Genomic DNA, 19,596 nt, shown 5'->3' on the forward strand with positions numbered 1-19,596 from the left:
ATGAGACCCGTTGAGATCTACACCTCGCAGCTTTGCGGTTTTTGCCACGCGGCCAAGCGGCTGCTGTCGCAGAAGGGCGTGGAGTACACCGAGATCGACGTGGGGCGGGAGCCCGAGAAGCGGGCCGAGATGACGCAGCGCGCGAATGGCGGGCGGACGGTGCCGCAGATTTTCGTGGGCGACGTGCATGTGGGTGGCTGTGACGAGCTTTACGCGATGGACCGGGCGGGCAAGCTGGATGCGCTGCTGAAGGCATGAAAGCGGCTCTGATCCAGCTGAATTCGTCGGATCGCCCGGACGAGAACCTGACGGTCACGCAAGGTCTGATCGACGAGGCGGCGGCGGGTGGCGCCGGGTTCGTGCTGACCCCGGAAGTGACGAATTGCCTGTCTGCCAGCCGGACGCGGCAGAAGGAAGTGCTGCGCCACCAGGAGGACGATCCGACGCTCGCGGGCCTTCGGGAACAGGCGGAGCGGCTGGGGATCTGGGTGCTGATTGGGTCGATTGCGGTCAAGACGGATGATGCGGACGGTCGTTTTGCCAATCGCTCGTTTCTCATCGACCCCAGGGGCGGGATAGCGGCGTGGTATGACAAGATTCATATGTTCGACGTGAAGGTCTCCGAGACGGAGCAATATAGGGAATCGGCGGGCTATCGCCCCGGCGACCGGGGTGTGACGGCCAAGACGCCGTTTGGCACCGTGGGGATGACGGTTTGCTATGACCTGCGATTTCCCAAGCTGTACCGGCGGTTGGCGCAGGCCGGGGCGGAGATCCTGACGGTGCCGTCGGCCTTTGCCGTGCCCACTGGTGAGGCGCATTGGGAAACGCTGCTGCGGGCGCGGGCGATCGAGACGGGGTGCTATGTGCTGGCCCCGGCACAGACCGGCCAACATTCGGCCACGCGCGGCAAGGAACGCCGCACTTATGGGCATTCGCTGGCCCTGGGACCGTGGGGTGACGTATTGGCAGATGCCGGAACGGGCCCCGGTGTGGTATTCGTGGACGTGAACCGGGACGAGGTGACCCAGGCACGGGCGCGGATACCGGCGGTAAACAGTGAGGTCGACATCACTTGGTCGTGACAACGGATAACACGCTGCATTCGATTGCCGTTTCGCTGTTCAGCGAGGTTCTGGCGAACGAGCAGCTGATCCGGAGCCGGCTGAGCCGGGTGCTGCCGAAAGGCATGGAGATCTCGCATTTCTCGGTACTGAATCACCTCGCGCGGGCCAATGGCGAGCGGAGCCCGGCGCAGCTGGCCAAGAGCTTTCACGTGACGCGCGGGGCGATGACCAACACGCTGAGCAAGCTGGAATGGGCGGGCTACGTGCATATCCGGCCCGACTGGGACGATGCGCGGCGCAAGATGGTGTCGATCAGCCCCGCCGGAACGCGGGCGCGGGATGCGGCGATTTCCGCGATCATGCCGCTGATCACCGAGGTGGTGAGCGAGCTGGGCGAGGGTAATGTGCGCGCCACCCTGCCCGTTCTGCGCGAGATGCGGGCGAAGCTGTCGGACGAAACCTAGACTCTAACTCAGGGCTTTACGCTGGTCGTGACGTAGTTCACGGCCAGGTCGCGGTCTGACAGGGACCACGACCAGCTTATCGGATTGAAGACGAACCCCTTGCGGTCGACCGGGTCGAGGCCGGCGTCGCGCAGAAGGTCGTAAAGCTCTTCCGGGGTGATGAACTTCTTCCAGTCATGGGTGCCCTTGGGCAGCCAGCGCATGATGAATTCCGCGCCGACGATGGCGGCGGCAAAGCTTTTGGCGGTGCGGTTAAGGGTGGAACAGATGTGCAGACCGCCCGGTTTCAGCAGGCGCTGGCAGGCGGTGAGATAGGTGGCGGGGTCGGCCACATGCTCGACCACTTCCATGTTCAGAACGACATCGAACTGCTCGCCCGACGCGGCGAGCGCCTCGGCGGTCGTGTTGCGGTAGTCGATGTCGAGGCCGGACTGTGCGGCGTGCACCTGTGCCACGGGAATGTTGCCCGCCGCCGCGTCGGCGCCGACGACGGTGGCGCCAAGGCGGGCCATCGGTTCGGCCAGCAGACCGCCGCCGCAGCCTATGTCCAGCAGGCGCAGGCCGGTGAAGGGTTTCGACGTTTTCAGGTCGCGGTCGAATTCCGCCGCGATCTGCGACGTGATGTAATCCAGACGACAGGGATTGAGCATGTGAAGCGGCTTGAACTTGCCGTTCGGGTCCCACCATTCGGCGGCCATAGCCTCGAATTTGGCGACTTCATCGGTGTCGATCGTGGTCGAGTTGGGTTGCATTCCGCGTTCCATGTGCTCAATGTCTTGGACGGTCTATATAGGACATTCATGGACAAGTTTTCGAGCCAAAAGAGCGCAGCGCAATTCCTGTATCCGTCGATCGAGCCGTTCGACCGGCGTATGATGGATGTGGGCGACGGACACACGATCTATGTGGAGCAGTCGGGCAATCCCGAGGGCACGCCCGTTGTGGTGCTGCATGGCGGGCCCGGTGGCGGGTGCAGCCCGGCGATGCGGCGCTACTTCGATCCGAACCATTACCGGATCGTCTTGTTCGACCAGCGCGGCTGTGGCCGGTCGAAGCCCCATGCGAGTGTCGAGGACAACACGACCTGGCATCTGGTGGCGGATATCGAACGGATCCGGGATGCGCTGGGCATCGAGAGGTGGATCGTCTTTGGCGGAAGCTGGGGCGCGACGCTGGCGCTGATCTACGGCCAGAGCCATCCGGAGGCGGTGGCGCATCTGGTGTTGCGTGGCGTCTTTACCATGACGCAGCGGGAGCTGGACTGGTTCTATGGTGGCGGCGCGGGGCGGTTCTGGCCCGAGACCTGGGCGAAGTTCCGGTCGCTGATCCCCGAGGATGAACAGGGTGACATGATCGGGGCCTATAACAAGCGCCTGTTTTCCGGCGACCGGGCCGAGGAGGTGCGGTTCGCCAAGGCGTGGAGCGCTTGGGAAAACGCGCTGGCCACGGTCAACTCCAACGGTCAGAGCGGCGACAGCCCGGCGGATTATGCCCGTGCTTTCGCACGGCTGGAGAACCATTACTTTCTGCATAACGGGTTCCTGGGTCAGGACGGCTATATCTATGACAACATGGACAAGCTGGCGGATACGCCCGGTGTGATCGTGCAGGGGCGTTACGACATGATCTGCCCGCCCGAGGCGGCGCACCGGCTGGCAGGGCTGTGGCCGAAAGGTGATCTGCGGATCATTCCGGTGGCGGGGCATGCGCTGTCCGAGCCGGGGATCAGTGCGGAACTGGTGAAGATTATGGACCGGATGGTGGCCGGTCGGTAGCGGGCGGGGTCTTGGAGAGCCGTCATCCTCTGCCTTGAGCAGAGGATCTCTGACCCCGAGAGATCCCCGATCAAGTCGGGGATGACGGGTGTGGGAAAAGCTGACGTCTGCGCAACCTGCTTTCCCCCTTGCAGACTCAGCCTCTGAGTCGTATATCCCCTTTCAACAGCGGCGCGCTGGGGTCCACACCCGGCGCTCCACCGGGAAAGATCGACGGGCCGCGCGCCCGTTTTTTTGTGTTCGAAGGACCCATGAGCAACGACCTGATTGCAAAATCGTCGATGGATCGGCGGATCGCCGAGATCATTACCCCTGTCATCGAGGACATGGGGTTCGAGCTGGTGCGCGTGCGTCTGATGGGCGGTAAGACCGCCACGTTGCAGATCATGGCCGAGCGGCCCGAGGGCGGTATCGAGGTGGATGAATGCGCCGAGATTTCCACCGCCATCAGCGCCGTGCTGGACGTGGAAGACCCGATCGTTGATGAGTACACGCTGGAAGTGTCCAGCCCCGGCATCGACCGGCCGCTGACCCGGCTGAAGGATTTCGACGAGTTCGAGGGCTACGAGGCGAAGCTGGAGACTCACGAGCTGATCGACGGGCGCAAGCGGTTCAAGGGTGTCCTGACCGGGACCGAGGGCGGCGAGGTGCTGATTAACGTCGAGGAAGGCACGATCGGGCTGCATTTCGACTGGTTGGCGGATGCCAAGCTGGTGCTGACCGATGAGCTGATCAAGGACATGCTGAAGGCGCGCAAGGAAGCGGGCGTTCTGAACGAAGACAATTTTGACGACATAGAGACTGACTCGTCCGAGGAGACCTGAGACAATGGCTATTACCTCTGCCAACCAGCTTGAGCTTTTGCAGACCGCCGAGGCGGTGGCGCGGGAGAAGATGATCGACCCCGGCCTTGTGATCGAGGCGATGGAAGAGAGCCTCTCGCGCGCGGCCAAGAGCCGGTACGGCGCCGAAATGGACATTCGCGTCAGCATCGACCGCAAGACCGGCAAGGCGACGTTCACCCGCGTGCGCACGGTGGTCGAGGACGAGGAGCTGGAGAATTACCAGGCGGAGTTCACCGTCGAGCAGGCCAAGCAATACCTGGACGATCCAAAGGTCGGTGACACCTTCGTCGAGGAAGTGCCGCCGGTGGACATGGGCCGGATCGCCGCGCAGAGCGCCAAGCAGGTGATTCTGCAGAAGGTGCGGGAGGCCGAGCGCGACCGCCAGTACGAGGAATTCAAGGACCGGGCCGGCACGATCATCAACGGCGTGGTCAAGCGCGAGGAATACGGCAACGTCATCGTCGACGTGGGTGCCGGGGAGGCGATCCTGCGCCGGAACGAGAAGATCGGGCGCGAGAGCTATCGCCCGAACGACCGGATCCGGTGCTACATCAAGGATGTGCGCCGCGAAGCCCGTGGGCCGCAGATCTTCCTGAGCCGCACGGCGCCGGAATTCATGGCGGAGCTGTTCAAGATGGAAGTGCCGGAGATCTATGACGGCATCATCGAGATCAAGGCCGTGGCCCGTGATCCGGGCAGCCGCGCCAAGATCGCGGTCATCTCCTATGACAACTCGATCGACCCGGTGGGCGCCTGTGTGGGTATGCGCGGCAGCCGCGTGCAAGCCGTGGTGAACGAGCTGCAGGGCGAGAAGATCGACATCATCCCGTGGAACGAGGACCAGCCGACCTTCCTGGTGAACGCGCTGCAGCCCGCCGAGGTGAGCAAGGTGGTTCTGGACGAGGAAGCCGAGCGCATCGAGGTCGTGGTGCCGGAAGACCAGCTGTCGCTGGCCATCGGTCGCCGCGGTCAGAATGTGCGGCTGGCGAGCCAGCTGACCAACCTTGATATCGACATCATGACCGAGGCCGAGGACAGCGAGCGCCGTCAGAAGGAATTCGAGGAGCGCACGAAGCTGTTCATGGACACGCTGGACCTGGACGAGTTCTTTGCCCAGCTTCTGGTGTCGGAAGGCTTTACCAACCTCGACGAGGTCGCCTATGTCGAGATCGACGAGCTGCTGGTGATCGACGGCGTGGACGAGGACACCGCCAACGAATTGCAGGCGCGCGCTCGTGACGTTCTGGAAGCACAGGCCAAGGAAGCGCTGGAGAAGGCCCGCGCGCTGGGTGCCGAGGACAGCCTTATTGAATTCGAGGGCCTGACACCCCAGATGGTACAGGCACTGGCCGAGGATGGCGTGAAGACGCTGGAAGACTTCGCCACCTGCGCCGACTGGGAACTGGCGGGCGGCTGGACCACCGTGGACGGCGAGCGCGTCAAGGACGATGGCGTTCTGGAACCTTTTGAAGTGTCGCTGGAAGAGGCGCAGGACCTGGTGATGACCGCACGCGTCATGCTGGGCTGGGTCGATCCGGCGGATCTTGAGCCCGAGGCAGAGGCCGAAGACGGCGAAGAGTCCGAAGGCGGCACCGCAGAGGAGGCCGAGGCCTGATGCGTCAGGCCTCGTAGGCGTTGATATGGGGCGCGGTGGGCAGCCCAAGGACCGGACGAATGGTCCCGAGCGCAAGTGCATTGCCACGGGCGAAGTGCGCCCGAAGCATGGGTTGATTCGGTTTGCCATAAGTCCCGAGGGGCAGGTTGTGCCGGACATCCTGGAGAAGCTGCCGGGCCGGGGCATCTGGGTGAGTTCGACGCGGCAGGCGCTGGAGACGGCCGTGAAGAAGGGCCTGTTTTCGCGCAGCGCCAAGCAGAGCGTCACGGTGCCCGACGGCCTGGTCGAACAGGTCGAGGCGATGCTTGCGCGGCGGGTCGTGGAACTGCTGAGCTTGGCGCGCAAGGGCGGACAGGCGGTGGCCGGGTACGAGAAGGTCAAGGACTGGCTGGCCAAGGAAGAGGCCGAGGTCCTGATCCAGGCCAGCGACGGTTCGGCGCGCGGGAAGACGAAACTGAGCACGCCCTATGGCGGCAGCTGGATCGGCTGGATCACCGCCGATGAGCTGGGCCAGGCATTCGGGCGTGAAACAAGCATCCACGCCGCACTCGCGGCTGGCGGTTTGTGCGAACGTGTTGTAGAGGAGGCGGCAAGACTCAAGGGCTTGCGCGTCACGGACGGGGACCGACCCCGCCGGAAAGGAAGTTGAGATAGATGAGCGACAACGACGGAAAGAAAACTCTGGGTGTACGTGGTGGCGGTCCTCGGTCGGGGAACGTGAAGCAGAGCTTCAGCCATGGCCGCACCAAGAACGTCGTGGTGGAAACCAAGCGCAAGCGGATCGTGAAACCGAAACCCGGTGCCGCGGCGCCTGCGCCGGGTGGCGCCAAGCCGGGTGCAGCCGGAGCAGGATCGAAACGCCCGGCGGGGATCTCCGACGAGGAGATGGAACGCCGGATGAGGGCGCTTGCCGCCGCGAAGGAACGCGAGTCGGAGGAAGCCGCGCAGCGTGAGGCCGAAGAGCGTGAGCGCGAGGAAGAGAAGATGCGCCGCCGCGAGGAGGCCGAGGCCAAGGAGCGCGAACAGCGCGAGGCCGAGGAACGCGCCAAGGCGAAGGCCGACGAGGAAGAGCGCAAGAAGCGCGAAGCAGCGGACGCCGCCAAGCAGGCTGCGGCCGCCGCCGCCGCACCGCCGGCCGAAGATCAGCAGACCCGCCCTGCCAAGCAGGCGCCCCGCAGCAAGGCGCCCGAGCGCGACCAGCGTGGCGACGATGGCCGTGGCAAGGGCAAGGGCCGTGGCGACGATGGTGGCCGTCGGGCCGGCAAGCTGACGCTGAACCAGGCGCTGTCGGGTGGCGAAGGCGGCCGGCAGAAATCCATGGCGGCGATGAAGCGCAAGCAGGAGCGTGCGCGGCAAAAGGCCATGGGTGGCGCGCAGGAGCGTGAAAAGGTCGTGCGCGACGTGCAGGTGCCCGAGGCGATCGTGGTCAGCGAGCTGGCCAACCGTATGGCCGAGCGCGTGGGCGACGTGGTCAAGGCGCTGATGAACAACGGCATGATGGTCACGCAGAACCAGTCGATCGACGCCGATACGGCCGAACTGATCGTCGAGGAATTCGGCCATCGTATCGTCCGGGTCAGCGATTCGGATGTTGAGGACGTGATCGATTCGGTTGAGGACAAGGAAGCCGACCTGATGCCGCGTCCGCCGGTGATCACCATCATGGGTCACGTGGACCACGGCAAGACGTCGCTGCTGGACGCGATTCGCGACGCCAAGGTGGTGGCCGGCGAGGCCGGGGGCATCACCCAGCATATTGGCGCCTACCAGGTGACGACCGACAGCGGTGCCGTGCTGAGCTTCCTCGATACGCCGGGTCACGCCGCGTTCACCAGCATGCGGGCCCGTGGCGCGCAGGTGACGGATATCGTGGTTCTGGTGGTGGCTGCCGACGATTCGGTGATGCCGCAGACCATCGAGGCGATCAACCACGCCAAGGCCGCCAAGGTGCCGATGATCGTGGCGATCAACAAGTGCGACAAGCCCGAGGCGAACCCCGACAAGGTGCGCACCGAGCTGTTGCAGCACGAAGTGATCGTCGAGGCGATGTCGGGCGACGTGCAGGATGTCGAGGTGTCGGCCCAGACGGGTCAGGGCCTGGATGAACTGCTGGAAGCCATCGCGCTGCAATCCGAGATCCTGGAGCTGAAAGCGAACCCGGACCGCGCCGCCGAAGGTGCGGTGATCGAGGCGCAGCTGGATGTGGGCCGTGGCCCTGTCGCGACGGTTCTGGTGCAGCGCGGCACGTTGAAACAGGGCGATATCTTCGTCGTGGGCGAGCAGTATGGCAAGGTCCGTGCGCTGATCAACGACCGGGGCGAGCGCGTGCAGGAAGCCGGGCCGTCGGTGCCTGTCGAGGTTCTTGGCCTCAACGGAACACCCGAGGCGGGCGATGTTCTGAACGTCGTGAAATCCGAAGGTCAGGCCCGTGAGATCGCCGAGTACCGCGAGAAGGCCGCGAAGGAAAAACGCGCGGCAGCCGGTGCCGGGACCACGCTCGAACAGCTTCTGGCGCAGGCCAAGGAGAACGAGAACGTCAAGGAACTTCCGATCCTGATGAAGGCCGACGTGCAGGGCTCTGCCGAGGCGATCGTTCAGGCGATGGAGAAGATCGGCAACGACGAGGTGCGCGTGCGCGTGCTGCATTCGGGCGTGGGCGCGATCACCGAATCCGATATCGGCCTGGCCGAAGCATCGGGTGCCCCCGTGATCGGCTTCAACGTGCGGGCCAACGCGCCGGCGCGGAACAGTGCCAACCAGAAGGGTGTCGAGATCCGCTATTACAGCGTGATCTATGACCTGGTGGATGACGTGAAGGCGGCCGCGAGCGGTCTGCTGGGTGCCGAGATCCGCGAGAACTTCATCGGCTATGCCGAGATCCGGGAGGTCTTCAAGGTCACCGGGGTCGGCAAGGTTGCGGGCTGTCTGGTGACCGAGGGTGTTGCCCGCCGGTCGGCCGGTGTGCGCCTGCTGCGCGAAGACGTGGTTATCCACGAAGGCACGCTGAAGACGCTGAAGCGCTTCAAGGACGAAGTGTCGGAGGTTCAGTCGGGCCAGGAATGCGGCATGGCGTTCGAGAAATACGAGGACATTCGCGAAGGCGACGTCATTGAGATCTTTGAGCGCGAGGAAGTCGAGCGGAACCTCGACTGAGCCGTGTCAGAGACTGTTTTCGGGAAAGGGCGGCCTGATGGGTCGCCCTTTTTCATGTGCTGGACCCAAGTCTTTTCTGAAAAGACTTGGCAAAAGCTTTCTGAAAGCTTTTGCGGCGTTCAGAGCCAGTCGCGGAGGATCGGGATGAGCGGCACGTCCGCGGGGGGCATGGGATAGTCGCGCAGCGCGTTGGGGCGGACCCATTTCAGGGTCTGGTTCTCGCGCGATCGGGGCGTGCCCTGCCACTTGCGGCACGCAAAGAGCGGCATCAGCAGGTGGAAGTCGTCATAGCTGTGACTGGCGAAGGTCAGCGGCGCGAGGCAGCTTTCCCAGGTGTTGATGCCAAGCTCTTCTTCCAACTCACGGATGAGCGCCACCTCGGGCGTCTCGCCGGCTTCGACCTTGCCGCCGGGAAATTCCCAGAGGCCGGCCATGGACTTGCCCTCGGGGCGTTGCGCCAGAAGGATGCGGCCGTCGACGTCGATCAGGGCGACGGCGGACACGAGAACAGTTTTCATTGTCGCAATCCCGGGCGGAAAACCGGAGGCCACTTTTCCTCTGATCGCTTCGGCTTCATGACCTGTAGTCGGCGTTGATCGAGATGTAGCCGTGGGTCAGGTCGCAGGTCCAGACATGGGCGGTGCCGCCCCCCAGACCGAGATCGACATGGATCGTGATCTCCTGGTTCTTCATGTGGGCGGCGCCGTCTTCCTCGCGATATGTGGGACTGACCCAGCCTTTTTCGGCCACGAGCGTGTCGCCGAACCAGATCGAGAGCGTGTCCCGGTCGGCCGGAGCGCCGGATTTGCCGATGGCCATCACGATGCGGCCCCAGTTGGGGTCTTCGCCGGCGATGGCGGTTTTTACCAGCGGCGAGTTGGCGATGGCGAGGCCGTGGGTCTTGGCGTCATTGTCGCTGGACGCGCCGGTGACGGAGATAGTGACGAACTTCGTCGCGCCTTCGCCGTCGCGGACAACCTGGTGCGCGAGGTCGAGCATGACGCCGCGCAACGCTTCCATGAAGCCGACGCTTTGGTCGGTGACGCGCACGCCCGAGGCGCCGGTGGCGGCGACCAGCAGCGTGTCGGACGTGGAGGTGTCGCTGTCGACGGTGATACAGTTGAAGGTCTTTTCGTTCAGGGCCGAGACCATCTGTTGCAGGTGTTCGCGGTCGATGGCGGCATCGGTGAAGATGTAGACGAGCATCGTGGCCATGTCCGGCGCGATCATGCCCGAGCCCTTGGCGATGCCGGCGATGCGCACCTCCTGGCCGTCGATCGTGATCGTGGCGGTGGCGCCCTTGGCAAACGTGTCCGTGGTCATGATCGCGCGGGCGGCATCCTCGATCCCGTCGGGCGACAGATTGTCCGCGAGTTCGGACAGCTTCGCGGTGATGCGGTCGTGCTTGAGGGGTTCGCCGATGACGCCGGTGGACGCGCTGAAAATACGCGATTCCGGCAGGGATAAGGTCTGTGCGACGGCGTTCGTGACCGCCTTGACCGATGTGACGCCGTTGCGGCCTGTGAAGGCGTTGGAGTTGCCCGAATTGACGATGATCGCGGCCCCCTCGTCAGACTGGAACCCGATCTTTTCCTGGCAGTCGAGCACGGCGGCGGAGCGCGTCGCGGACCGGGTGAAGACCCCCGCCAAGACCGAGCCGGGCGCGAGCCGGGCCAGCATCACGTCCTTGCGGCCGGCATAGCGCACGCCGGCCTCGACACTGGCGAACTCTACCCCGCCGATTGCGGGAAGCTCTGGAAAGGTGGCAGGCGCCAGTGGCGAAACGGCGAGGGTCTTGGCCATTGTCAGTTCTCCAAGAGGTCGAGATTGGTGATCACGTTCGGGTCGATCCCCTCAAGGTCGACCTGGTCGATCTCGGCGTCGGATTTCAGGCCTTCGATGAAGGATTCGAGCGCGCCTTGCTGAAGCTGCGAGGACAGTTCCTCGCGCACGGTGTCGAGCGCGGGGCGTTCCTTGTTGCGGGTTTCGGCCAGGGTGATCACGTGCCAGCCGAACTGGGTTTCGACAGGGTCCGAGACCTCGCCCGGTTCGAGCGCCGCCACGGCATCGAAGAACGGCGCGACCATGTCGGCGGCACCGAACCAGCCGAGATCGCCGCCGGAGGCGCCCGAGGGACCGATGGATTTCTCGCGGGCGAGCGCGGCGAAATCGGCGTCGCCTTCGAGGGCGGTCGCCAGCTCCTGCGCTTCTTCCTCGGTTTCGACCAGAATGTGCGAGGCGCGATACTCGGTCTCCTGGACATCGGCCGGATACTGTTCCTCGTAGGCCGCCTGCAGGTCCTCTTCGGACGGGGCCTGTTGCATCACGCCGGCCATGACCTCGCCGGCGATGATGGCGCGCTCTTCGTTCTCGATCGACACGCGGCTGCGCAGCGACGGCTCGCCGTCGAGAGACTGTTTCAGGAGCGTGTGCTGGATCAGCTGGTCGACGATGCCCTGCAACAGAAGGTTGGGCGGAAACTGGTCGTATTGCTGCGGCAAGGTGGCGCGGAGCGCGATCACATGCGCCAGCGTGATCTCGGTGCCGTTGACGGTGGCGACAACCTGCGACGGGTCGGCGGCGGGCGCATCAGTCTCTGTTTCAGCCGTATCCTGCGCCCAAGCGCCCTGCGCCAGCATCGCGGCGGTACAGGTTGCGGCGAAGATCGACTTTATCGGATGTGACATGGAAAACCCTTTGCTTTCTCGCGCCGGAACGCGACGCGTTGTGACGTTGACAGTCAATGAGCGGCCCCTTACATCGCCTTATGATCAAAGGCAGGGCCGTCCCCTTGGGCCCGTTCTAGGGCGGTGCGACGGACGGGGCAAGCGATTGCCATTCACGAGATAGCGAAAGACCGGAACGGATAGGATATGCTGGGTATTGGAACGGTTGCCAAGAAGATCTTTGGCACCCCGAACGACCGCAAGGTCAAGACGACCCGCCCGCTGGTGGAGAAGATCAACGCGCTGGAGCCCGAGTACGAGGCCCTCGATGATGCCGGACTGATCGCCAGGACCCAGGATTTCAAGAAACGTATCGCGGAGGGCGAGAGCCTGGATGCGATTCTGCCCGAAGCCTTTGCCAACTGCCGCGAGGCGGCGCGCCGGGCGTTGGGACTGCGGGCCTTCGACGTGCAGCTGATGGGCGGGATCTTTCTGCACCAGGGCAATATCTCGGAGATGAAGACGGGCGAGGGCAAGACCCTCGTGGCGACCTTTCCGGCCTACCTGAACGCGCTGTCCGGCAAGGGCGTGCATATCGTGACGGTCAATGACTACCTCGCCAAGCGGGACGCCGAGTGGATGGGCAACGTGTTTTCCGCGCTGGGGATGACCACGGGCGTGGTCTATCCGCAGCAGCCGGATGAGGAGAAGAAAGGCGCCTATGCCGCCGACATCACCTATGCGACCAACAACGAGCTTGGCTTCGATTACCTGCGCGACAACATGAAATCGAGCCTCGAGGAGATGGCGCAGCGCGGGCATTATTTCGCCATCGTCGACGAGGTGGACAGCATCCTGATCGACGAGGCGCGGACGCCGCTGATCATCTCGGGCCCGGCACAGGACCGCAGCGAGCTTTACGTGACCATTGACGGGCTGATCCCGAGCCTGGAGGAAGATCACTACAAGATCGACGAGAAGACCAAGAACGTCACCTTCACCGACGAAGGCAACGAGTATATCGAAGAGCTTCTGCACCAGAAGGATCTGCTGGAAGAGGGTCAGTCGCTGTACGATCCCGAGAGCACGACCATCGTGCACCACATGAACCAGGGCCTGCGGGCGCACAAGCTGTTCCTGAAGGACAGAGACTATATCGTCCGCGACAACGAGGTCGTTTTGATCGACGAGTTCACCGGGCGGATGATGGCCGGGCGGCGGTTGTCTGACGGTCTGCACCAGGCGATCGAGGCCAAGGAAGGCTGCGAGATCAAGCCCGAGAACGTGACGCTGGCGCAGGTGACGTTCCAGAACTATTTTCGCCTGTACGACAAGCTGTCGGGCATGACCGGCACGGCGACGACCGAGGCCGAGGAATTCGGGCAGATCTACGGGCTGGGCGTGGTCGAGGTGCCGACGAACAAGCCGATCGCCCGGGTGGACGAGGACGATGCCGTCTACCGGACCGCGCAGGAGAAGTTCGACGCGGTGGTCGACTCGATCAAGAAGGCGCATGAAAAGGGTCAGCCGATCCTTGTCGGCACCACCTCGATCGAGAAATCCGAAATGCTGAGCGAGCTGCTGAAGAAGGCGGGGGTGAAGCACAACGTGCTGAACGCGCGCCAGCACGAGCAGGAGGCGCAGATCGTCGCCGACGCGGGCAAGCTGAACGCCGTGACCATCGCCACCAACATGGCAGGGCGCGGGACCGACATCAAGCTGGGCGGGAACCTCGATTTCAAGATCATGGAGGCGATTGCCGCCGATCCCGACGCCGATCCCGAGGAGCTGCGCAAGCGGCTGGAAGCCGGACACAAGGATGACGAGCAGGCGGTGATCGATGCCGGTGGTCTGTTTGTTCTTGCCACGGAACGGCACGAAAGCCGCCGGATCGACAACCAGCTTCGCGGCCGGTCGGGCCGCCAGGGTGACCCGGGGCGGTCGGCGTTCTTCCTGTCGCTGGACGATGACCTGATGCGCATTTTCGGCTCTGAACGGCTGGAAAAGGTGCTGTCGACGCTGGGGATGAAGGAAGGCGAGGCGATCATTCACCCGTGGGTGAACAAGAGCCTGGAACGCGCGCAGGCGAAGGTCGAGGGCCGCAACTTCGACATCCGCAAGCAGCTGCTGAAATTCGACGACGTGATGAACGAGCAGCGGAAGGTGATCTTCCGCCAGCGGCTGGACATCATGGAAGCCACGGACCTGTCGGAGATCATCAAGGACATGCGCGGCGAAGTGATCGACGACCTGATCGATCAGTACATGCCGCCCAAGACCTATGCCGACCAATGGGACACGGAAGGGCTCTATGTCGCCGTGATCGAGCGGCTGAACCTGGATGTGCCGGTGATGGCCTGGGGCGAAGAGGAAGGCGTGGACGACGACGAGATCGCCGACCGCCTGGAAGAGGCCGCCGACAAGATGATGGCCGAGAAGGCAGAGGCGTTCGGGCCCGAGCAGATGCGGATGATCGAGAAGCAGGTGCTGCTTCAGACCATCGACAGCAAATGGCGTGAACACCTTCTGACGCTGGAGCATCTGCGCAGTGTCGTCGGCTTTCGCGGGTATGCGCAGCGCGACCCGCTGAACGAATACAAGAACGAGGCATTCGCGCTGTTCGAGTCGATGCTGAACAGCCTGCGTCAGGACGTGACGCAGCAGTTGGCCCGCATCCGTCCGGTGACGGACGAAGAACAGCAGCAAATGCTGCGCGACCTGCGGGCCAAGCAGGCCTCGATGGCGCCGAAACCGTCCGAGACGGAGGAACGCGAGCCCGGTGCCGAAAGCCTGAAGGATCCCACCGGCGCCGCCTTGCCCGGCTTTGACGAGAACGACCCGACCACATGGGGCAACCCGGGCCGGAACGAGGCGTGCCCCTGCGGTTCGGGCAAGAAGTTCAAGCATTGTCACGGGCGGCTGGGCTGACAAGGGGGCGCCACAACTCGGCCTCAATGACTCCCCTGACGTGCCTTCAAGGGGCCACTTTCGCGCAATAGCGTTCGCTCGACCTATGACAGGTTTGGGAGATCGTTATGATCAAGCTGGGCAATCCGAAGCGTATCGTCATGGCCGGCGTGACCATGGGCTGTGCCCTTGGTATTGGCTACATCATGCAGTCCTCTGCGACCGACCGCACCGTGACGCAGCCGCCCGCGCCCCAAGTCGAACCCGAGACCGCCGAGGCGTTCGCGCAGGCCTTCGTCGGCGGCACGCCCGCGCCGTCTGCCCCGGAGCCTGCGGCCCCGGCGCCGGCGGTTTCAGAGCCCGAAGCGGTCCCCGCCCCGGTGGACGACAAGCTGGGAGCCGTTGAAACGGCCGAAACCCAAAAGCCGCCCCTGCCGATGGCCGACCCCGCCGACAAGGCCATTTTCCGGACCGCCGCGATGACGGGCGGGCAGAGCTTTGATGTCGACGGGCTTCAGATCGAGAGAGTGGCGCTGACGTCGGCCGAGCCGGTGCCGCCCGCGGCCGCTCCGCAGCCCAAGGCCTTGCCGGATACGCCGCTGGAACTGGCCGCGCTTCAGGATGCGCCCATTCGCACCTTCCCGAAGGAAGAGACGGCGCCGGCCCTGACCTGCGACGGCGAGATCGAAATGACGGCAAGCCCCGCCGCCGCCGCGATGGTCCAGCTGGATCTGACCGCGCCTTGCGGGGCCAACAAGCAGTTCACCCTGCACCATAACGGCATGATGTTCAGCGCGATCATCGACGATGTCGGCGCGTGGTCGATGCAGGTGCCGGCGCTGGCGGAAAACGCGGTGTTCATCGCCGCCTTCGAGAGCGGCGAGGGCGCGGTGGCAACCACGAATGTCGATACGCTGGACCGTTACGACCGCTATGTCGTGCAATGGCAGGGCCGGAGCGGCATGGAGCTTCACGCGATGGAATACGGTGCCGATTATGGCGAGGACGACCATGTCTGGCGCGATGCGGGGCGCGATGCCACCAGCGCCGAGACCGGCCTGGGCGGGTTCCTGCTGCGACTTGGCGAAGGCGTCATCGATGAGACGACCCTGATGGCGGAGGTCTACACCTTTCCGACGCGGACTGCGCAGCGTGACGGCGAGGTGCAGGTCAGTCTCGAAGCCGAGATCAACGCCATGAATTGTGGACGCGACGTTGAAGCGCAGGCCCTGATCAAACCGGGCATCGGTGAAATGACGGCGCGGGATCTGACCATGGCCATCCCCGAGTGCGATGCCGTCGGCGACTTTCTGGTGTTGAAAAACCTGTACGAAGACCTGAAGATCGCACGCAACTGACGCTGCGATCCGAGGGCATCCATGAAAATGTACCGTGCGGCGGCCTTCGCCGCACTTTTCCTTTTTGCGGGCGTATTTCCGGCCCACGCGCAGGACGTGACGCTGACCTCACGCGATGGCGACGTGGAAATCACCGGCAACCTGCTGGGGTTCGATGGTGAATTCTACCGCGTCGACACGATCTATGGCGAATTGACGGTCGACGGGTCCGGTGTGGATTGCGCCGGGCCGGGATGCCCCAACCTGGAGACCTACGTCGCCGAGATCGTGTTTTCGGGTGCGCCAACGATCGGGCGGCTGCTGATGCCCGCGTTGGTCGAGGCTTTCGCGATCCGTGAGGGCTATGAAATGGAGCGCGAGGTGCTGGAGGACGGCAACCTTCTGTTGGCGATACATGATCCCGGCGAGGATCGCGTGGTCGGGGAATTCGTGTTCCGCCTGACCAATTCCGACGAGGGGTTTGCCGACCTTATCGCGGATGTGGCGGACATCGCCATGTCGATGCGCGAGATCCGTCCCCAGGAAGTGTTCCTGGGCAAGGATGCCGCGCTGGGCGACATGTCGGCGCAGGGGCGCGGCCGGGTGATGGCGCTGGAGGCGCTGGTGCCGGTGGTGGCGCCCTCGAACCCGCTGCGGCAGGTGACCTTGTCGGAGCTGGCACGCGTGCTGTCGGGGCAGGTCGACAACTGGGCCGGGCTGGGGGGGCCGGATGCGCCCATCGCGCTGCATCTCTTCGAAGAGACCAGCGGCCTGGGCCAGGCCACCGAAGACCTTGTGATGCGCCCCGCGGGCGTGACGTTGGCGGAGGCGATCACGCGGCATCGGGACGGGGCCACGCTGGCCGAGGCCGTGGCCGGGGACCCTTTCGCAATGGGTCTGACGGCGCGGGCCGAGATCGGGGATACGGCGGCGCTTGCGCTTAGCGGCGAGTGCGGATTTGCCCTGAGGGCGACGCGCCGGGCGGTGAAGACCGAGGACTATCCGCTGACCGCGCCGATGTTCCTGTACCTGCCCGCACGGCGTCTGCCGAAGCTGGGGCGTGAGTTCCTGGCCTATCTGAAGGACCCCACGGCACAGCTGGTGATCCGGCGGGCGGGTTTCGTGGACCAGGCGCCCGAGGAGATTGGCATCGAAGAGCAGGGCGACCGCTTTGCCAATGCCATCGCGCAGGCGGGGGAGGAACTGGGGCTGGAGGAGCTGCAGCGGATGGTGGCGGCGCTGACGCCGCTGAAACGCCTGACGACGACCTTCCGGTTCGAGGCCGGATCGGCGCGGCTGGACGCGCAGTCGCGGTCGAACGTGGCGCAATTGGCGCGGGCGATGGAGGTCGGCAAGTACGACGCGCGGCGGCTGGTCTTCGTGGGGTTCAGCGACGGCGCCGGCCCGGCCGAGAACAACCGGCGGATCGCGCTGCGCCGCGCCGAAGCCGTGCGCAGTGCCGTGGTCGCGGCGGCGGAGACGGCGAACATGGACCGGATCGGCATGGAGCTGGAAGCCTTTGGCGAGGCGATGCCGATGGCCTGTGACGGGACCGGATGGGGCCGCCAGATCAACCGGCGGGTCGAGGTCTGGGTGCGGTAGTGCCCTAAATCAGGCCCTGGGCGCGAAAGCTGGTTTCACAGGATTTCCCGATGATGATGTGATCGTGGAGCGTGATGCCAAGCGCGGTTGCTGCCGCTTCGATCTGTATGGTCATGTCGATATCGGATTGGGACGGCGTGGGATCGCCCGAGGGATGATTGTGCACGAGGATCAGCGCGCTGGCGTTGAGGTGCAGGGCGCGTTTGACCACCTCGCGCGGGTAGACGGGCACGTGATCGACGGTGCCGCGGGCCTGTTCCTCGTCGGCGATGAGCGTGTTGCGCCGATCGAGGTAGAAGACGCGGAACTGTTCGACATCCCGGTGCGCCATGGCGGTGTGGCAATAATCCAGCAGGGCATCCCAGCTGGAGACGATGGGGCGTTGGGCCACGCGCGACCGCGCGAGGCGATGGGCGGCGGCCTCGACGATCTTGAGTTCGCAGATCACGGCCTCGCCCACGCCGGGCACTGCGCAAAGCTGGTCGAAAGGCGCGGAGATGACGGCGTTGAAACTGGCGAACCGGTCCAGCAGGGCATGGGCCAGCGGCTTGACGTCGCGCCGGGGGATGGCACGAAAGAGCACGAGTTCGAGCATCTCGTAATCCGGCAGCGCGGCGGCCCCGCCGGACATGAAACGGTCGCGCAGGCGCTTGCGGTGGTCGCGGATGTAGGAGGGTTGCTTGCCCGGCGCGCTGGCGGCGACGGGAACCTCGTCGCTGTCGAAGAGCGGCAGGGGCAGTTCCTTGAAGGCGCGCGAGTCGGACATGGTCCCGATGGTGGCGCGGGAAGGTTAGTGAACGGTTAATGGCTGAGAGGAGGCCCCGGGTCAGGCCCGGGGCGGGGCTTTGCGTTGCGCGACGCCATCCCGGACTTGATCCGGGATCTCCAGGTTCAAGAGATCCTCGGGTCGTGCCCGAGGATGACGTTGACTGTGGGAGATCCCGGGTCACGCCCGGGGATGACCTCTGTGCGTCAGCTTTTCATGGAGTCCCAGAAGCCCTTCACCGATTTGAAGAAGCTCTTGGTTTCCGGGTTGTTATCCTCTGACAGCGTGTCGAATTCCTTTAGGATCTCCTTTTGCCGCGAGGTCAGGTTGACCGGCGTTTCAACTGCCAGTTCGATGAACATGTCGCCGTGGCCGCCGCCGCGCAGGGCGGGCATGCCCTTGCCGCGCAGGCGCATCTGGCGGCCCGATTGCGAGCCTTCGGGGATTTTCACGCGGCTGCGGCCGCCGTCGATCGTGGGCACCTCGATATCGCCGCCGAGCGCGGCCTTGGCCACGGACACGGGCACGCGGCAGAAGAGGTTGGTGTCCTCACGCTCGAAGATCTTGTGGGGCGCGACCTCGATGAAGATATAGAGATCTCCCGCGGGACCCCCGCGCATGCCGGCCTCACCTTCACCGGCCAGGCGGATGCGGGTGCCGGTCTCGACGCCGGCGGGGATGTTCACCGACAGAGAGCGGTCCTTCTGGACGCGGCCCTGGCCACCACACACGTTGCACGGATTCTTGATGATCTGGCCCAGGCCCGAGCAGGTGGGGCAGGTGCGTTCGACCGTGAAGAACCCCTGTTGCGCACGGACCTTGCCCATGCCCGAACAGGTCGGACAGGTGGTCGGCTCAGCGCCGCCTTCGGCCCCGGAGCCGTCGCAGGCGTCACAGGTCACAGAGGTGGGCACGTTGATGGTTTTCTGCAGGCCGCGATAGGCCTCGTCGAGGTTGACGCGCAGGTTGTAGCGCAGGTCGGCGCCACGCGCGGCGCGTTGACGTCCGCCGGCGCCGCCACGGGCGCCGCCGCCCATGAAATCGCCGAAGAGGTCGTCGAACACGTCGGAGAACGCGCTGGCGAAATCGCCCTGGCCGGGACCGGCCCCGCCGAACCCGCCGCCGGGGCGTGCACCCGCGCCGGTGCCGCCCTCGAAAGCCGCGTGGCCGAAGCGGTCATAGGCCGCTTTCTTCTCGGCGTCCTTCAGGATGTCATAGGCCTCGCCCGCTTCCTTGAATTGCTTCTCGGCGTCGGGGTTGTCCTTGTTGCGGTCCGGGTGAAGCTCTTTGGCCTTGGTGCGGTAGGCTTTCTTGATCTCGTCGGCGTTGGCACCTTTCGAGACGCCAAGAACGTCGTAATAATCGCGTTTGGCCATCGGATGTCTCCTTTGCATCGGAG

General features: G+C 64.6%; 17 protein-coding genes. 11 read left to right on the plus strand and 6 right to left on the minus strand.

The genetic code is table 11. The annotated features are described in order from the left end of the window. Genes grxC through FIU89_RS20410 form a run of 3 tightly spaced genes read left to right on the plus strand, consistent with a single transcriptional unit; the run spans position 1 to position 1,531 of the window. The gene (grxC, locus tag FIU89_RS20400) at positions 1 to 258 is read left to right on the plus strand and encodes a glutaredoxin 3 (RefSeq protein ID WP_152494281.1); all 258 of its coding nucleotides are present in this window, start codon (positions 1 to 3) and stop codon (positions 256 to 258) included. Continuing rightward, the gene (locus tag FIU89_RS20405) at positions 255 to 1,085 is read left to right on the plus strand and encodes a carbon-nitrogen hydrolase family protein (RefSeq protein WP_152494282.1); all 831 of its coding nucleotides are present in this window, start codon (positions 255 to 257) and stop codon (positions 1,083 to 1,085) included. Before grxC ends, FIU89_RS20405 begins: the two co-directional genes overlap by 4 nt. Further along, positions 1,082 to 1,531 carry a MarR family winged helix-turn-helix transcriptional regulator gene (locus tag FIU89_RS20410; RefSeq protein ID WP_152494283.1) on the plus strand — a complete coding sequence of 150 codons (450 nt, stop codon included), beginning with the start codon at positions 1,082 to 1,084 and terminating at the stop codon, positions 1,529 to 1,531. Before FIU89_RS20405 ends, FIU89_RS20410 begins: the two co-directional genes overlap by 4 nt. 8 nt (positions 1,532 to 1,539) lie before the next feature. Here FIU89_RS20410 and ubiG read toward each other — a convergent pair whose 3' ends face one another. Beyond that, positions 1,540 to 2,283: a bifunctional 2-polyprenyl-6-hydroxyphenol methylase/3-demethylubiquinol 3-O-methyltransferase UbiG gene (gene ubiG, locus FIU89_RS20415; RefSeq protein WP_152494620.1), complete on the minus strand. Its 744-nt coding sequence runs from the start codon at positions 2,281 to 2,283 to the stop codon at positions 1,540 to 1,542. Positions 2,284 to 2,331: 48 nt separating this feature from the next. On the opposite strand from ubiG, the gene pip reads away from it, so the two are divergent. From pip to infB, 5 genes are all read left to right on the plus strand, one after another. Beyond that, entirely contained in the window at positions 2,332 to 3,306 is a 975-nt protein-coding gene (pip, locus tag FIU89_RS20420; protein ID WP_152494284.1) for a prolyl aminopeptidase, read from the plus strand. Between the two features lie 251 nt (positions 3,307 to 3,557). Beyond that, on the plus strand, positions 3,558 to 4,130 hold the full coding sequence (rimP, locus tag FIU89_RS20425) for a ribosome maturation factor RimP (RefSeq protein WP_152494285.1): 573 nt from the start codon (positions 3,558 to 3,560) through the stop codon (positions 4,128 to 4,130). 4 nt (positions 4,131 to 4,134) lie between these two features. Beyond that, positions 4,135 to 5,766, plus strand: coding sequence for a transcription termination factor NusA (gene nusA / locus FIU89_RS20430; protein WP_152494286.1), 1,632 nt, complete (start codon positions 4,135 to 4,137; stop codon positions 5,764 to 5,766). 79 nt (positions 5,767 to 5,845) lie between these two features. Then, a complete protein-coding gene (locus tag FIU89_RS20435) occupies positions 5,846 to 6,415 on the plus strand; it encodes an RNA-binding protein (RefSeq protein WP_254701892.1) in 570 nt (189 codons plus the stop codon). 5 nt (positions 6,416 to 6,420) lie between these two features. Then, positions 6,421 to 8,919, plus strand: a complete 2,499-nt coding sequence (gene infB, locus FIU89_RS20440) for a translation initiation factor IF-2 (RefSeq protein WP_152494288.1) — start codon at positions 6,421 to 6,423, stop codon at positions 8,917 to 8,919. Positions 8,920 to 9,038: 119 nt separating this feature from the next. On the opposite strand, the gene FIU89_RS20445 is transcribed toward infB, so the two are convergent. Genes FIU89_RS20445 through FIU89_RS20455 form a run of 3 tightly spaced genes read right to left on the minus strand, consistent with a single transcriptional unit; the run spans position 9,039 to position 11,606 of the window. Continuing rightward, positions 9,039 to 9,437, minus strand: a complete 399-nt coding sequence (locus FIU89_RS20445; RefSeq protein ID WP_152494289.1) for a (deoxy)nucleoside triphosphate pyrophosphohydrolase — start codon at positions 9,435 to 9,437, stop codon at positions 9,039 to 9,041. Between the two features lie 55 nt (positions 9,438 to 9,492). Continuing rightward, positions 9,493 to 10,722, minus strand: a complete 1,230-nt coding sequence (gene argJ / locus FIU89_RS20450; protein ID WP_152494290.1) for a bifunctional glutamate N-acetyltransferase/amino-acid acetyltransferase ArgJ — start codon at positions 10,720 to 10,722, stop codon at positions 9,493 to 9,495. 2 nt (positions 10,723 to 10,724) lie between these two features. Beyond that, complete coding sequence (locus tag FIU89_RS20455; protein WP_152494291.1) at positions 10,725 to 11,606, minus strand: peptidylprolyl isomerase; 882 nt, start codon at positions 11,604 to 11,606, stop codon at positions 10,725 to 10,727. Positions 11,607 to 11,792: 186 nt separating this feature from the next. Between FIU89_RS20455 and secA the strand changes: the two genes are divergently transcribed. The 3 genes from secA to FIU89_RS20470 all read left to right on the plus strand — a co-directional run bounded on the left by secA (position 11,793) and on the right by FIU89_RS20470 (position 17,431). Further along, positions 11,793 to 14,513 (plus strand): preprotein translocase subunit SecA, encoded by a 2,721-nt coding sequence (gene secA, locus FIU89_RS20460; RefSeq protein ID WP_152494292.1) that lies wholly within the window; start codon positions 11,793 to 11,795, stop codon positions 14,511 to 14,513. 107 nt (positions 14,514 to 14,620) lie between these two features. Next, the gene (locus FIU89_RS20465; RefSeq protein ID WP_152494293.1) at positions 14,621 to 15,850 is read left to right on the plus strand and encodes a hypothetical protein; all 1,230 of its coding nucleotides are present in this window, start codon (positions 14,621 to 14,623) and stop codon (positions 15,848 to 15,850) included. 21 nt (positions 15,851 to 15,871) lie between these two features. Then, complete coding sequence (locus FIU89_RS20470) at positions 15,872 to 17,431, plus strand: substrate-binding domain-containing protein (RefSeq protein ID WP_152494294.1); 1,560 nt, start codon at positions 15,872 to 15,874, stop codon at positions 17,429 to 17,431. Positions 17,432 to 17,435: 4 nt separating this feature from the next. Here the strand turns inward: FIU89_RS20470 and radC are convergent, their stop codons facing one another. Further along, the gene (gene radC / locus FIU89_RS20475) at positions 17,436 to 18,197 is read right to left on the minus strand and encodes a DNA repair protein RadC (RefSeq protein ID WP_152494295.1); all 762 of its coding nucleotides are present in this window, start codon (positions 18,195 to 18,197) and stop codon (positions 17,436 to 17,438) included. 206 nt (positions 18,198 to 18,403) lie between these two features. Beyond that, positions 18,404 to 19,573 (minus strand): molecular chaperone DnaJ, encoded by a 1,170-nt coding sequence (dnaJ, locus tag FIU89_RS20480; protein WP_152494296.1) that lies wholly within the window; start codon positions 19,571 to 19,573, stop codon positions 18,404 to 18,406. Positions 19,574 to 19,596: the final 23 nt, after the last annotated feature.

The sequence above is a fragment of the Roseovarius sp. THAF27 genome (assembly GCF_009363655.1).
Classification (GTDB): Bacteria; Pseudomonadota; Alphaproteobacteria; order Rhodobacterales; family Rhodobacteraceae; genus Roseovarius.

Excerpts from the sequence above, each read along its gene's own strand:
- dnaJ (WP_152494296.1), bottom strand. The coding sequence starts at position 19,573 with ATGGCCAAACGCGATTATTACGACGTTCTTGGCGTCTCGAAAGGTGCC.
- rimP (WP_152494285.1), top strand. The coding sequence starts at position 3,558 with ATGAGCAACGACCTGATTGCAAAATCGTCGATGGATCGGCGGATCGCC.
- FIU89_RS20455 (WP_152494291.1), bottom strand. The coding sequence starts at position 11,606 with ATGTCACATCCGATAAAGTCGATCTTCGCCGCAACCTGTACCGCCGCG.
- pip (WP_152494284.1), top strand. The coding sequence starts at position 2,332 with ATGGACAAGTTTTCGAGCCAAAAGAGCGCAGCGCAATTCCTGTATCCG.
- FIU89_RS20445 (WP_152494289.1), bottom strand. The coding sequence starts at position 9,437 with ATGAAAACTGTTCTCGTGTCCGCCGTCGCCCTGATCGACGTCGACGGC.
- grxC (WP_152494281.1), top strand. The coding sequence starts at position 1 with ATGAGACCCGTTGAGATCTACACCTCGCAGCTTTGCGGTTTTTGCCAC.
- radC (WP_152494295.1), bottom strand. The coding sequence starts at position 18,197 with ATGTCCGACTCGCGCGCCTTCAAGGAACTGCCCCTGCCGCTCTTCGAC.
- secA (WP_152494292.1), top strand. The coding sequence starts at position 11,793 with ATGCTGGGTATTGGAACGGTTGCCAAGAAGATCTTTGGCACCCCGAAC.
- FIU89_RS20405 (WP_152494282.1), top strand. The coding sequence starts at position 255 with ATGAAAGCGGCTCTGATCCAGCTGAATTCGTCGGATCGCCCGGACGAG.
- FIU89_RS20470 (WP_152494294.1), top strand. The coding sequence starts at position 15,872 with ATGAAAATGTACCGTGCGGCGGCCTTCGCCGCACTTTTCCTTTTTGCG.
- nusA (WP_152494286.1), top strand. The coding sequence starts at position 4,135 with ATGGCTATTACCTCTGCCAACCAGCTTGAGCTTTTGCAGACCGCCGAG.
- FIU89_RS20465 (WP_152494293.1), top strand. The coding sequence starts at position 14,621 with ATGATCAAGCTGGGCAATCCGAAGCGTATCGTCATGGCCGGCGTGACC.
- ubiG (WP_152494620.1), bottom strand. The coding sequence starts at position 2,283 with ATGCAACCCAACTCGACCACGATCGACACCGATGAAGTCGCCAAATTC.
- argJ (WP_152494290.1), bottom strand. The coding sequence starts at position 10,722 with ATGGCCAAGACCCTCGCCGTTTCGCCACTGGCGCCTGCCACCTTTCCA.
- infB (WP_152494288.1), top strand. The coding sequence starts at position 6,421 with ATGAGCGACAACGACGGAAAGAAAACTCTGGGTGTACGTGGTGGCGGT.